Raw genomic sequence first — 14,277 nt, 5'->3', positions numbered from 1 at the left:
GTCACGGGATCACCACGATATTGCCGGTGTGTTTTTTGGCAATGAAAGCCGCCTGCGCCTCGCACAACTCCTCTAGCGGGTAGGTTGCTGCCAAGGCGGGCTTGATCTCTCCGGCCTCGATATATTTCACGAGGTTTTGCATTACTTGCGGGTCGATCACTGTTGAGCCGGTGAAGGTCAGGTCACGCAGATAGAAGGTGCGCAGGTCGAACTCGACCATTGGCCCGGCAATGGCGCCAGAACAGGTATAGCGCCCGCCGCGTTCCAGAATCTCGATCAGGTTGGGCCAATATGGACCACCGACCACATCGGCAACCACGGTGATCCTTTCCGCACCCAGTGCCGCGCGCAGGTTTTCTGGCGCGCGAGACAGTATCATGTCGGGCCCCAGTTCAGCCACGTCATCGTGCTTGGCTTCGGACGCCAATGCGATCACACGTGCGCCGCGTCGTTTGGCAAGCTGCACCAGCGCGCCCCCCACGCCGCCCGAAGCGCCCGGCACCAATACGGTGTCCTTTTCGGTCACGTTGGCGCGGGTCAACATGCCCTCGGCCGTCGAATACGAGCATGAAAACGTCGCCAGTTCCGCATCCGAGAGGTCCGAGTTGATCGGCACCGCATTCACCGCAAGCGTCGTGGCGAATTCGGCAAACCCGCCGTCCCGTTCCGAACCGAAATAACCCGTCTTATCCATGTTGCCCGGATCTTCCGGATCGCGCAGCCAGCCATCCGTGATGACACGCTGACCGACACGTGCACTGTCTACCCCCTCACCCACAGCAACGATTTCACCACAGATATCGGCCCCCTGAATGCGCGGGAAGGTGATCGGGTTGCCGCCCCAGGTGGGGTCCTCTTCGCCGACCTCTTCGAACGCACCACCGGTCGTCGCATCTGTGACGGTCTTCGAATACCAGCCGGACCGCGTGTTCACGTCCGTATTGTTCAAACCACAGGCAGCAACCTTGATCAGCACTTCCCCAGCGGCGGGTTCCGGGCGCGGCCAGTTTTCGTGCAGTACCATTTGTTCAAGACCACCATGGCCCATCGTGACCATAGCTTTCATTGTATCGGGCAGGCTCATTGAGCAATCTCCAGTATGGCATCGGTACGGGGCAGCATGCTGTCGGGATCATAGGCCGGTTCGCCCAAAACGCGGGCCGCGCGGGGTTTACCGTGGATCACGACCTGCAGCTCGGTCCCGGCAGTTGCCGCCTCGGGTTTGATGTAGGCAAAGGCGAGGATCTTGCCGACGGTATGGCCATAGGCCACCGAGGCGGTCGAGCCCACGACCTTCCCGTTCAACATGACGGCTTCGCCTCCGTGCCCGTCAATCTCACCATCCGGCTCGATCTCGAGATACGAGCAGACCCACGGCAGATCGGTGTTCAGGGTCTTGTCCTTACCCAGATAGTCCTTGTCGGTGCGGGCAAAGCGCAGCACGTCAGCTTCTGCCAGTGTGACTTCGTTGGTCAACTCGCCCGCGCCTTTGAAACCCTTCTCCATCCGCATCACGTTCATGGCAAAGCTGCCATAATCGGTGATGCCATGCGGCTCACCGGCAGCCCAAAGTGCGTTGTAAACGTCGAGGCAAGCGGCGTTGGGCATGTGCAGTTCCCAGCCCAACTCACCGGCATAGGACATGCGGAAGGCCCAGACTTTGTGGCCTGCGATGGTGATCTCTTGCGCCGAAAGCCAGCGGAACCCGGCATTGGTCAGATCGGCGTCGGTGCAGCGGGCCAGCACATCCCGCGACCGTGGGCCGTTCAGTGACAGGGCAGACCAGTCGGCGGACAGGGCAGTGATCTGCACATCCTCATCCGCGCGTTGTTGCGCCAAATGATCCAGAAGACGCTGTTCGAAGAACGCCGCGCAGACCAGATAGAAGCGATCTTCGGCCATACGGACAATCGTTGTCTCCAACTCGATCCGGCCACGGCGGTTCAACATATGGGTCAGCGTGATCGAGCCGACCTTTTGCGGCATCCGGTTGGCGGTCAAGCGGTCCAGTAGAGCGCAGGCGTCCGGGCCCGAGACCTCGACTTTGGTGAAGGCCGTGACATCCATGATGCCGACGCTTTCACGCACCGCTTTGACCTCAGCCGCAACCATATCGTCGGCCGGGGTCCGGCGGAAAGAGTAGTGATCGCGCGGCTCAACGCCGCCCCGTGCGAACCAGCGAGGGCGCTCGAAGCCGTAGACCTCCTCATGCACCGCCCCCTTGGATTTCAGCAGTTCATAGAGCGGTGACGGTTTGATCGGGCGCCCCTCCAGACGGTTGAAATGCGGGAAGGGGATTTCGTGGCGCAGGCAGTAATCCTCCTCGGCCTTGATCACCTGCCAGTTCTTGGTGGCATAGCTGCCGAACCGGCGCGGATCGTATTCGCGCATCGAGATATCCGCCGCGCCATGCACCATCCAGCGCGCCAACTCGCGGGTCAGACCCGGCCCCCAGCCAATACCGATCTGCGTCCCGCAGCAGCACCAATAGTTCCGCACACCCGGCGCAGGCCCGATCAGCGGGTTGCCATCCGGCGGGTGCGAGATCGCCCCGTGTACGTCGCGCTGAATGCCCAGTTCGGCAAAGATCGGCATGCGGTTCAGGCTTTCCTCAAGCCACGGCATCACCCGGTCGTAATCCGCGTCGAACAGCCAGTTCTCGTATTCCCACGGGCAGTGATCATGCCAGACCGAGTTCGGGTTCTCTTTCTCGTAGATTCCGATCAGACCGCGCTGCTGCTCCATCCGGATATAGCCCGAGACCTTGCGGTCATCGCGGATCACCGGCAGTTCCTTGTCCAGGTTCTGGAATTCGGGCACCGGCTCGGTCACGAAGTAATGGTGCGTCATCGAGGTCATCGGCAGTTGGAGCCCTGACCATTCGCCCATCTGGCGGGCATAGGTGCCGCCGGCATTCACCACATGCTCGCAGGTGATGGTGCCCATCTCAGACTCAACCACCCACTCGCCGTTGTCGGCCTGCGTGATGTTGGTCGCACGGCAATTGCGGAAGATGCGAACACCCTTCTGACGCGCGCCGGTTGCCATCGCCATCGTTACATTGGTCGGATCGACATGCCCGTCATCCGGCGTGTGCAGCGCGCCCAACACGCCTTCGAGATTGTAGAACGGGTGCAGCTCAGCCACCTTCTCGGGGCCAACCAGTTCGATGTTGAACCCCAGCGAACGGCCCACCGACAGGGTGTGGCGCAGCCAGTCCATCTCATCCTCAGTATAGGCCAAGCGGAACGAACCGCAGCCATGCCATGTGACCGGCTGGCCGGTCTCAGCCTCCAACTGACCGGAATACAGGCCAATGTTGTAATCCACACATTTGCCCAGCCCAAAGCTTGAGGTCGAATGCGTGATCTGGCCCGCCGCGTGCCATGTGCTACCACTGGTCAGCTCGGCCTTTTCCAACAGGACGGTGTCGTCGCCCCACCCTTCATGCGCCAGGTGATAGGCCAGACCGACCCCCATGACACCTCCGCCCACGATCACCACGCGGGCATGTGACGGCAGATTCTTCTCGGACATGATTTTTCCTCTTCCCGAGTCGCGTTTCTGCTCGACAGGCTAATTCCACAAATGTACCATCGTCAATCATGAATGACACAAATGTATCATCAATCGTTCTCGACCGCCTCACCGAGGAATGGGATGCCCTCACGCCCGAGGCGCAGAAGGCCGCGCGTTATGTGCTGGAAAACCCAACAGATGTTGGCGTTTCTACAGTGCGTGAGATCGCCGAGGCGGCCAAGGTCAAACCCAACACTTTCGTCCGAATGGCGCGGCAGGTGGGCTTTGACGGGTATGAGGATTTCCGCGCGCCCTTTCGCGACGCGATTCGGCAGGGCGGCGTGTCGTTTCCCGACCGCGCCCGTTGGTTACAGGATATCGGCAAGTCCGGAGAATTGGGCGGCCTATACGCCGACATGGTCGGTGCCGCGATCCGCAATATCGAAGAGACTTTTGCTGGCATTGACGCCGCAAGCCTAAAAGCGGCTGCAGAGGATATCTGGAACTGTCGGCAGATTTTTACCTTGGGTGTGGGCGTCAACAACTCCAACGCACGGAACTTCACCTATCTCGCCTCTACGGGAATGAAACAGTTTCACGCCATTCCACGCCCCGGCTCGACACCAGTCGATGATCTGGCATGGGCGGACCAACAAGACGTGCTGATCGCGATCACCTGCCACCCTTACCGCACCGAGGTCATCGAAGCGATCAAGCTGGCGCGGCAACAGGGTCTGACCGTTGTTGGAATTTCGGACAGCCCCGCCAGCCCGGTAATCCTGAACGCGCAGCATGGCTTTGTTGTGGCCGCCGACACACCGCAATTCTTTCCGTCATCCGTTTCAACCATCGCTTTGTTGGAAACACTGCTGTCATTCGTGATCGCAGTATCCAGTGATGAGATCGTTGAGCGGGTGGAACGGTTTCACCAACGCAGACACCAACTTGGCCTCTACGCGGAGGAGCCCGAATGAACGCACCCCTAACTCATTCCCTGGACGCGCAATACTATACCGACCCTGCGATTTTCGAGCAGGAGATGCAGGGTCTTCTGGCGCGAACGTGGCAATTCGCGGGCCACGTGGCGCAGGTTCGGGAAACAGGGGATTATTTCGCCTTTTCGATAGCCGGGCAAAACCTGTTCTGTATTCGCGGTCGCGACGGCGAAATCCGCACATTTTACAACGTTTGTCAGCACCGCGCGCATGAGATGGTGACCGGCGCGGGCAACACTCGCGTAGTCGTCTGCCCCTACCACGCCTGGACTTATGAATTGTCGGGTCAGTTGCGGGCCGGGCCGAACATCAAATCCGTTCCCGGTTTCGACCGCAGTGCGATCTGCCTGACTTCGGTTCGGACCGAGGTGTTCAACGGCTTCATCTTCGTCAACCTCGACGATGAAGCGGCCCCGATGGACGAGTGGTATCCTGGCGTGCGCGAGGAAATCCGAGCATTCGTGCCTCATATCGACGATCTGGAACCGCTGGAATGGGTCGAGATACCGGAAAATTGCAACTGGAAGGTCAGTATCGAGAACTACTCGGAATGCTATCACTGCCCGACCAATCACCCGACCTTTGCCGAAGGTGTAGTCAAGCCCGAGACTTATGACATTCAGCCCGATCCCAGCGGCGGCTACGTGCTGCGCCATACGACAGAATGCCAAAGCCTCGATAAGATGACCTATCCCGTCGACATGTCGGTGCCCCACGCGGGCGACTATCAGTCCTGGTTTCTGTGGCCGATGTTTTCGTTCCAGTGCTATCCGGGGAATGTGCTGAATACCTATCATTGGCGTGCGGTCGATGCCGACCACTGCACCGTCTGGCGCGGGTGGTACACCGAAGGCGGATCGGAAAGCGCCGTGATCCGGCAACTGGCCGTGCAGGACCGCGAAACCACGGTCGAGGAAGATATTCATCTGGTTGAAAGCGTCCATCGCGGCCTGAAATCCCGCGGCTATCGTCCTGGTCCGCTCGTGCTGGACCCCGGATGTGGAGTGATGTCGGAACATTCGATCGCGAGGTTGCAACAATGGATGCGCGAGGCCGTAGACATATGAAAATGGTAATCCGCCCATGCTGATGCCTGAAGACTGGCGCCCCGAACACAAGTTGTTTCCGCATCAGGTGGGCTTTACCTGCCCACCCTTCGATTTTGACGCAGCGCCGTCGGATTTTCTGCGAATGTGCCCCGAAACGGTCGGCGTGCATGGATGGATGCTGCATGTGCCAGACTATGTGCATGGGCTTGATCAGCGAAAACAGAATTTCGGAATGCTTGAGGATTTCGTACATTGCATGTCCCGCAACGGTGTCGATGTCTGCGGTCAGGTCGGTTCGAACTGGGTCCATGCCTGTGGATTGGGTGTTGAAGGTGTGCGACAGCATTGCGAGGACCTGTCCGACAAATACGGAACACAGTTCCACATGGCCGGTTACGCGATGGTCGAAGCTTTGCGTGAAATGAATATCGAAAAAGTCGCCCTGAACGCCGCCTATCATTGGCCCGAGTGGTGGCAGGGTACCGTCGGATTCCTGCAAGAGGCTGGATTTGACGTGCTGTATGCAGGCAACTTCCACGATCAGGGATGGTTTGCCAGTCAGGAAGAGGTAAATAGCTATCGCTGGGTGTTCGACGGCGATCTGGCGCTTAAAAGCTTCGAGTTCGTGGCCGATAAAGCACCACAGGCAGATGCGGTCCTGATTAACGGAATGTGCAATTTCCGAACCGGACCAAACGGCCTGCCGCAGCGTCCATTGCAGCTGGCGGATTCGCTGGAGGCGGCTCTTGGCAAACCGGTGATCGGCCATGACATCGCCCTCTATTGGCGGATCTTCAAATCTCTTGGCCTGGCACCCGAAACGCCCCAAGGCCAGCTTTTGAAACGGCTCTGTACCCGAAGGACCAAACCCCATGCACAAAATCCTCGCACTCTGGGCTGTGCCCCGGTCCACCTCAACAGCCTTTGAATGGATGATGCGACAACGCGGTGATCTGGATTGCCTGCATGAGCCCTTTGGCGAAGCCTGGTATCAGGGCGAAGACCCGCTGTGGCACCGTTTCCAGCCGGGTGACGTGACAACGCCCGGCCTGACACTCGAACATGTCTGGAAGGATATTCAAACGCGGGCCGAAAAAGGACCTGTCTTCATCAAGGACTTTCCGCACTACATCAATCATATGTGGGATGCAGATTTCCTTTCGCACTTCAATCACGCCTTTCTGATCCGCGACCCGGCGAAAACCATCACGTCCATGTATAAACGCTGGCCGGACTTTGCCGAGGGTGAGGTCGGGTTCCCTGAACAACGCGCACTATTTGACCTGCTAACAGCTCTGAACGGCGCTCCACCACCGGTGATCGACAGCGATGACCTGCTGGAAGACCCACACGCCATGACGCAGGCGTTCTGCGACGCGGTGGGCATCCCCTTCATTGAGGACGCCCTAAACTGGGAGGCCGGCGGCGACCCCTCGGCCCACAGTTGGTGGGATGGAGGCTCCTTCCACGCCAACCTCGCAAACTCGACCGGGCTTGCGCCGCAACCTCGCAAATACGTTTCGATCGAAGAGGCGCCAAATCGGGTCAAACAGGTGCATCGCCGGATGAAACCGCATTATGATCACCTCTACAAACACCGCCTGACGCGCTGAAGATTCGGAGATCTACCATGGCAGATATATTTGACGAAGACCTCTTCCTAATTGGGCTGGAGCAGCGCAAAGGCACCTTGGGTGCCGAGTATGTTGAAAAGAATCTTGCCGCCGCTGATGACTTTACCCGCCCTTTTCAAGAGGCAATGACGGCCTGGTGCTGGGGGTTTGGCTGGGGCGACAATGTGATTGACGCAAAAACCCGGTCGATGATGAACCTGTCGATGATCGGTGCGCTGGGAAAAATGCATGAATGGGAAATCCACTGCAAAGGCGCGATCAACAACGGCGTCTCGAAAGAAGAAATCCGCGCCATCATCCATGTGATTGGCATCTATTGCGGTGTTCCTCAGGCCCTGGAATGTTTCCGCGTTGCCCGGAAGGTTCTGGACAGTGAATAACGTCCTTGAACATCCTACTTAGAGCTCTAACTGATCCTTCCAGGTAGAATTCTTTTCTAGCGTTGCATCCGAACCTGGACTCAGCACCTATATGTGGGGCGAGTTCGAGAACGATCATCGCCGCCTTGCGACTCGTTCAACACCGAATTCGGTGCAATGAGCTTCCCCAGTTGCGGTTACGAACATGAGTGTCAAAACACGAGCGATACAACTCGGTGATTGCAAAACCATCACCTAGCCCTCAAAGTTCGCGGCATTTACCCAATTGAAAGGGGACTGACCGTGTCTCATTTTTTAGAACGCAGAGATTTTGCTATCGCGGTTTCCGAGGAAGCAGGGGCACTTGCAGCAAAGTACTTCTCGGATAGAAGAAATCTTGTTGTGGATCAAAAAGGCGCTCAGGACTGGGTGAGCGAGGCGGACAGGAATGTCGAAACGTTCATTCGCGAAAGGATCGCGGTTGCCTGGCCACAGGATGGAATTTTTGGTGAAGAACATGGCGCTACCGCAGGAGAGAGCGGCTTTGACTGGGTGATTGACCCAATCGATGGAACCACGAATTTCGTGAACGGCATTCCGGCCTGGACAATTGTTCTGGCTGGCGTCACCGAAGGGCACACTGAAATCGGCGTGATCCGTGATCCTAATGTAAACGAAAGCTTTGTGGCGACGCGCGGAGAAGGTGCGACTTTGAACGGGTCGCCAATTCACGTAGCCTCAGGCGTAGCACTGACAGACGGGACGGTCGCCGTAGGGTATTCGAACCGGGTCGAAACACGTCATGTTGTACCTGTCGTCGCTGGGCTAATCGAGCGCGGATCTATGTTTCACAGGAACGCAAGTGGAGCGCTTTCGCTGGCGTATGTCGCGGCGGGACGACTTCTGGGCTATGTGGAAGAACATATGAATGCCTGGGATTGTCTGGCCGGGCAGTTGCTGGTCGCAGAGGCTGGCGGCGTAATTGAAGATCAGAACGCCGATGAAATGATCCGAAACGGTGGGCGTGTGATAGTAGGAACGCCGGATGTCTTTGAGGCATTGTTTGAGATTGCCGAAGACGCATGGAGTAACTAGCCGCTAGACCAATGGGACCCATCCGGATTGCGGTTCAAGCGTCGAGAGGTCAGCCCACCAGTAATGACCTTGTGAGGGCTGATCGTACTGGCGGTCAATTGAAAAGCCAGAAAGTGCACACCACAGGAGTGTTCCAACCGCCCCATGGGTGATTATGGCTAGATCGCTACCGTCGTGTTCTCTTACAATCTCGGTGACCGTTTGATGAATACGTTTTTGCGCATCAATCGCCGTCTCCCAGCCGCGAAAACTGATTTCTGGTCGCGTGAAAAAAGCGTCTGCTGCTGCTTCAAAATCCGCCCGGGGTAGAAACCCTGTGGCGCTACGGTCGTTCTCGCCAAGGCCCGGGTGGAGGTGAATGGGCAAATTTCGAGGCGCCGCAAGGATCTCACCTGTCTCGCAGGCCTTTTGCTCAGCGCTGGTCCAAATCCGAGTAACCATTGCCATAACGCCGCTGGACGCGAAATCAGAGGCACGACGGCGGCCCGTTTCGTTTAAACCCCAATCCGTGACAGGAATGCCCGGGTCAATCGAGACCTCGGGATGCGTGATGATCAAGAGCTTAGACATCTAATCGGGAAGAAGAACCGGTCCTCGGTCGGCAAAACCCATCCGAGTTTCAGTTCCTGGCTCAAGCGGCGCATCCACATCTTCGTGAACAGCAAAGACCTGACCGAACGCACCGGTGAGTGTATATTCCATTCGGACGCCAACGTAAGTCGCCTTTGCCACCGTCGCTGGGATACCCTGATCTGATCCAATCACCAGACGCGATGGGCGGACTGCAATCGTTGCAGCCCCTACCGGCAAACCACGGCTCGGCAATGTATGTTGATAGCCTTCAATCTCGACAGTGGCGGTATCGCCATCAATTGCAACGATCTGGCAGGCGAGCAGATTTGCCTCACCTATGAAATCGGCAACAAACCGGTCATTCGGGGCATCATAAAGCTGGCGCGGTGTGCCCATCTGAGCGATTGCGGCGTTGCGCATAACGACAATTTCATCTGAAACCGCCAGTGCCTCTTCCTGATCATGCGTGACATAGACGACGGTCAGGCCAAGATCTTGCTGGATGGCGCGGATATCCTCGCGCACCTGACGGCGTAATTTGGCATCGAGGTTCGAGAGGGGCTCATCAAACAGAAGCACCTGCGGCTCAAGAACCAGTGCACGCGCGACGGCAACACGTTGTTGTTGGCCGCCGGACAACTCGGACGGGAGGCGGCTGTCAAATCCCTTTAGGCCGACCAACTCCAACCCATCCGACGCACGTTTACGGGCTTCGTCCTTTGCAAAGCCCGAGAACGTGAGGCCGTACATCACGTTCTCCAACACGCTCATATGTGGGAACAATGCATAAGACTGGAACACCATCGATACGTCGCGGTCGGTTGCGGGCAGCTTTGTAACGTCACGGTCACCAATCATGATCTTGCCCGAGCTTGCCATCTCCAGCCCAGCGATCATGCGCAAAGTCGTCGTCTTCCCGCAGCCCGAGGGGCCAAGCAGCGTAACAAGTTTTCCCGCTTCGACGTGAAGGTTGATGTCGTCGACCGCAACGACATCCTTGCCGAACACTTTCGACACATTTTCAAAACGAACCGGGGCGGCCTTTGAGCCGATTTTTCTGTCGGTCATGGCGAAGTCTCCGTTCCCAGCTGCGTGCGTCGGCCGATCTGGACCCGGCCAACGAGAAGTTGCAATAGTCCGACCGCCGCCAGCATCACGAAGATCAGTGTTGTCGAATAGGCGATGGCCAGACCGTAATCATTATTTTCGACCCGCCCGATAATATAGCTGGTCGCCATGTCGTACTCCGCGCTGACCAGAAAGATGACAGCGGAAATCGCCGTCATGGCACGGACAAAACTGTAGACGAGCGCGGCCAGTATCGCCGGACGAAGAAGCGGAAGGATGATATTCCGAAACGTCTGCCATGAATTTGCGCCAAGAGTCAGCGAAGATTCATCCAGGCTACGGTCCAGCTGCGACATGCTTGCGATACCCGCGCGAACGCCGACCGGCATATTGCGGAAGATGAAGCTGACAACCAGGATAACGCCAGTCCCAGTGATTTCGATTGGCGGAACATTGAAGGCAAGGATGTAGCTAACGCCGATCACTGTTCCGGGGATTGCGAATGACAGCATGGTGCCGAACTCAAATGCGTTCTTGCCCGCAAAATTCTGCCGGGTCAGCAGGTAGGCAGTCACCAGCCCAACAGCGGCGGTCAAAGGTGCGGCAATGGCCGCGATGGTGATGGTGGTCCAGAAACTGTCCCAAGCCGCCCCGGTCCAGCGAATGCCCTCTTCTTCGAAGCGAACGGAGAAAGCCGTGACATAGTGTTTGAGTGTAAGTGAGTTGTTGACGCCCCATAGCTCGACCACACTGCCATAGACGATCATCGCATAGACGATGATTGTGAACAGACCCCAACCAAGGGCCACGACCAGCACGGGGACCGACAGGCCGCCTGGCATCAGTGGGTGCACGCCTGCATCGCCTTTGCCGGTGACAGTGGTGTAGCTTTTCTTACCCAGCCAAACGCGCTGTGCGTAGAAAGCCGAGAGGGTAAAGAACAACAGCACCATGGCCAGAACCGCAGCGCGCCCCTGGTCGTATTGAGCGCCGACAATGGCAAAGAAAATCTCAGTCGACAGCACATCGAAGTTTCCACCAAGCACCAAGGGGTTGCCGAAATCCGCCATGCTTTCGATGAACCCCAGAAGAAAGGCATTGGCCAATCCCGGGCGCATCAAGGGTAAGGAAACGGTCTTGAAGGTCTGCCATCTGCTTGCTCGTAACGTCTGGGCGGCTTCTTCCATCGAAGGTGAAACGCCTTCCACTACGCCGATCAGAACGAGGAAGGCGATGGGCGTAAATGCCAGCGTCTGGGCAATCAAAATGCCGGGCATCCCATACAACCAGCGTGTTGGTTGGGTGCCAAAAAGCTCGGCAATGAACTGGGTGACCGATCCGGACAGGCCAAAAAGCAAGATCAGTGCAAGGCCGATTACAAAAGGTGGTGTGATGATTGGCAGGACGGTCAATGCCCGAAGCGCGCGTTTATAGCGGAAACCAGAACGTGTCACGACCAGCGCAAAGCACAACCCCAATACTGTTGTGATGAAGCCAACAAGGATGGCGAGGAACAGCGAGTTCCAGGCTGCCCCACATTTGGCACCCCAGAGACAACCAAGGCCCCAAAGCCTGTCATCGAAGAACTTTGAAAAGAAAACCGCAATGGAATAAGCCCCGTCTTCGGTTACGAAGGCGGCGAAAAGCATCTTGGCGATAGGGAAAAAGACAAAGGCTGTGACAATGGTGATCACGCCGCCGATCGCACTGACAACAAAGACGTCTCCGTTAATGGCACCTCGTGCGGCGATGCCTTGGGTCAGTAGGAACAGGAAGCTTGTTGCGCAGATCATCGCGCCGTAACCCATGCCAAATTGGCGGTCGCCAAGTTCGCCAAACACCGCTTCCAACCAAGCGAAGTTGAAGCCTCTGATACCGATACTGAACCCCTGAGCGATCAACCAACCGAAGCCGAGCGCGCCGGACAGGATCAATATACGCGCATAAAACGGGTCAGATTTGGCGCTCCGCAGTACCAGTATTGGCAGGGACAAGGCGATCAGAAGCGGAGCAAGCCAGAGTTTCTCACCTTGACCGACCAGAAAAGCCGCAGGCGCATAGTCTTCGTCAAACGGATATCCGTCCAACAGCCACTCGAACGACCATAGGCCCCCGTCGACCATGTACCACGGAAGCAGGCAGAATCCGACCCACCCAGCGATGATCCAGAAGACCAGAACCGGATGGGTCATTTTTGTTGTTTTTTCAGTCATTTACTGCGGTAGAACCGAAACCTCTTCATCCCACTTTTGCAGCAACCGCTTGCGCTCATCAGACGAGCCATACTTCTTGAAATCATAGTCAATCAGCTTGATCTGGCTCATGTCAGGGGCGCTTTCTGACGTTTCGGCACCTTTATTCGATGGCACCTGGAACGCATTGACCTGCAAGGCAAGGTTCTGAGCTTCGGGCGAAAGCGCCCAATCGTAGAACTTCTTTGCCTCTTCTTCGTTGCGGGCACCTTCGATAATCGACATTGAGCCAATTTCGTAACCTGTACCCTCGCAAGGTGCCACGACCTTGATCGGGAAACCCGAAACGGCCTGCTTCACCGCGTCGTGCATGAAGACGATGCCGATGGTATTCTCACCACGACCAGCAGCCTTGATTGGAGCCGAGCCTGATTTGGTGTATTGGTTGATGTTCGAATGCAGACCTTTCATGAAGTCAAAGCCCTCATCCTCACCGAATATCTGCACCATCGAAGCCAGCGTTGTATAGGCCGTGCCTGACGAGTTCGGGTTCGCCATCTGAACGTGGCCCTTGTATTCGGGTTTCAGAAGGTCTTTCCAGCAGGCAGGTTCGGGCAAGTTATTCGCCGCGACAAGGTCGGCATTGTAGCCATACCCAAGCGCACCCGAATAAATACCAATTGTCCTATTGCCAGCACTTTCGGCCTGAGAAATCGCCCAATCATGCAACTGGTCGCGCATTGGCGACATGTATTCCATCGTCAGACCTTCTTCGGCCGCCTGCAAATGCGGATCGCCCGTACCACCCCACCAAACATCACCTTTCGGGTTCGAGCTTTCGGCACGGATTTGTGCAAAGGTCTCACCCGAGGACTTCCGAGTCATGTTTACGTCGATGCCGGTTGCATCTTCAAAGCTACGCGCCATGAGCTGACACCAATCCTCCTGAGCCGAGCAATAGAAAGTCAACTTGTCGGCCTGCGCCGCCGACAGAGACGCGACCAGCGCAACCAGAGACCCTACGGCCGTAGATGCCAATGTCTTCATTATTTTTCCTCCCTTGGTGTTTAATGCGCCCGGGTTTCCCGGATCTTAAATGCTCTTCCTCATGCAGCCTTTCGGAGCTTATCTATGACAGTCTGTACTTCCTGATTGGCTGTCAAATCCTTCAGAAAATGCGACAAGTCTTTTTCGTCAACCAGCTTTGCCGCTTTGCCGGGCGAAAACCAGTGACGCGTCCGCTCATTTTTTTCTTTCCAATGTCGCTTCAGCTTTTCAACAATCATAGGATAAAGGGTGACGCGGCAATGGACATTGCTTCGATCTTCGTACGTCTTGTCATAGTAATAGTGTCCGATTGGCCGCTTAGAGATAGCGCCGATTGCACCTGCTTCTTCCAAAGCTTCGATTTCGGCGGCATGCCAAGGCTTTTTGCCGTCCATCAACCACCCTTTTGGGATAACCCACCGTCCCGTATCGCGTGAAGTGACCATCAGAACACGTAGCTTGCCAGTTTTGTCCCAGCGCATTGGAAGCGCTGCAATCTGATCTACGATTTCGCTGTCACTCATGCTGTCCCCCAATGCCACAGGGTTAAAAACCGTGAGGAGATTGTCTTTGGCGCCAATAAGACGGTTAAGACGTTCTTTTGGTATCTGATGAGCCTGTCCACTTTAACTGCGCTATTAAATTCTTGGGTTCCGCTGAATTCTCACAATCAAATGAGGGTTATGCAACAAAAATTATTGCAAAATGACCGAAACTCCACAAAATTGAGCTTTGAAAGTATTCGG

13 protein-coding genes are annotated in these 14,277 nt (G+C 56.5%); 6 read left to right on the top strand and 7 right to left on the bottom strand.

The genetic code is table 11. The features are described 5' to 3' along the window. Position 1 precedes the first annotated feature (1 nt). Positions 2–1,084, bottom strand: coding sequence for an alcohol dehydrogenase family protein (locus tag ACR0DT_RS14085; protein WP_480711358.1), 1,083 nt, complete (start codon positions 1,082–1,084; stop codon positions 2–4). Further along, on the bottom strand, positions 1,081–3,537 hold the full coding sequence (locus ACR0DT_RS14080) for an FAD-dependent oxidoreductase (protein ID WP_480711357.1): 2,457 nt from the start codon (positions 3,535–3,537) through the stop codon (positions 1,081–1,083). The genes ACR0DT_RS14085 and ACR0DT_RS14080 overlap by 4 nt, the downstream gene beginning before the upstream one ends. Before the next feature lie 68 nt (positions 3,538–3,605). Here ACR0DT_RS14080 and ACR0DT_RS14075 point away from each other — a divergent pair, with 68 nt between their 5' ends. The 6 genes from ACR0DT_RS14075 to ACR0DT_RS14050 all read left to right on the top strand — a co-directional run bounded on the left by ACR0DT_RS14075 (position 3,606) and on the right by ACR0DT_RS14050 (position 8,651). Next, positions 3,606–4,493, top strand: a complete 888-nt coding sequence (locus ACR0DT_RS14075) for a MurR/RpiR family transcriptional regulator (RefSeq protein WP_480711356.1) — start codon at positions 3,606–3,608, stop codon at positions 4,491–4,493. Further along, positions 4,490–5,581 (top strand): aromatic ring-hydroxylating oxygenase subunit alpha, encoded by a 1,092-nt coding sequence (locus ACR0DT_RS14070; protein WP_480711355.1) that lies wholly within the window; start codon positions 4,490–4,492, stop codon positions 5,579–5,581. The genes ACR0DT_RS14075 and ACR0DT_RS14070 overlap by 4 nt, the downstream gene beginning before the upstream one ends. A 16-nt stretch (positions 5,582–5,597) precedes the next feature. Further along, entirely contained in the window at positions 5,598–6,491 is an 894-nt protein-coding gene (locus ACR0DT_RS14065) for a hypothetical protein (RefSeq protein WP_480711354.1), read from the top strand. Next, complete coding sequence (locus ACR0DT_RS14060) at positions 6,436–7,176, top strand: sulfotransferase-like domain-containing protein (RefSeq protein ID WP_480711353.1); 741 nt, start codon at positions 6,436–6,438, stop codon at positions 7,174–7,176. Before ACR0DT_RS14065 ends, ACR0DT_RS14060 begins: the two co-directional genes overlap by 56 nt. A gap of 17 nt (positions 7,177–7,193) precedes the next feature. Next, positions 7,194–7,577 (top strand): carboxymuconolactone decarboxylase family protein, encoded by a 384-nt coding sequence (locus tag ACR0DT_RS14055; RefSeq protein ID WP_480711352.1) that lies wholly within the window; start codon positions 7,194–7,196, stop codon positions 7,575–7,577. A 282-nt stretch (positions 7,578–7,859) separates the two neighbouring features. Further along, on the top strand, positions 7,860–8,651 hold the full coding sequence (locus tag ACR0DT_RS14050) for an inositol monophosphatase family protein (protein WP_480711351.1): 792 nt from the start codon (positions 7,860–7,862) through the stop codon (positions 8,649–8,651). Between the two features lie 3 nt (positions 8,652–8,654). Here ACR0DT_RS14050 and ACR0DT_RS14045 read toward each other — a convergent pair whose 3' ends face one another. The 5 genes from ACR0DT_RS14045 to ACR0DT_RS14025 are packed head-to-tail and all read right to left on the bottom strand — an operon-like array spanning position 8,655 to position 14,055. Continuing rightward, positions 8,655–9,221 (bottom strand): histidine phosphatase family protein, encoded by a 567-nt coding sequence (locus tag ACR0DT_RS14045; protein ID WP_480711350.1) that lies wholly within the window; start codon positions 9,219–9,221, stop codon positions 8,655–8,657. Next, positions 9,222–10,292, bottom strand: coding sequence for an ABC transporter ATP-binding protein (locus tag ACR0DT_RS14040; RefSeq protein WP_480711349.1), 1,071 nt, complete (start codon positions 10,290–10,292; stop codon positions 9,222–9,224). It lies immediately after the preceding gene. Beyond that, on the bottom strand, positions 10,289–12,505 hold the full coding sequence (locus tag ACR0DT_RS14035; RefSeq protein WP_480711348.1) for an ABC transporter permease: 2,217 nt from the start codon (positions 12,503–12,505) through the stop codon (positions 10,289–10,291). The genes ACR0DT_RS14040 and ACR0DT_RS14035 overlap by 4 nt, the downstream gene beginning before the upstream one ends. Further along, positions 12,506–13,531, bottom strand: a complete 1,026-nt coding sequence (locus ACR0DT_RS14030; RefSeq protein ID WP_480711347.1) for an ABC transporter substrate-binding protein — start codon at positions 13,529–13,531, stop codon at positions 12,506–12,508. It lies immediately after the preceding gene. A gap of 59 nt (positions 13,532–13,590) precedes the next feature. Beyond that, complete coding sequence (locus tag ACR0DT_RS14025; protein WP_480711346.1) at positions 13,591–14,055, bottom strand: NUDIX hydrolase; 465 nt, start codon at positions 14,053–14,055, stop codon at positions 13,591–13,593. Between the last annotated feature and the right edge of the window lie 222 nt (positions 14,056–14,277).

This window comes from Ruegeria sp. BI11, from assembly GCF_056538005.1.
The sequence above is the reverse complement of the archived record's forward strand: the minus strand, read 5'-3'. Positions and strand labels throughout refer to the sequence as shown.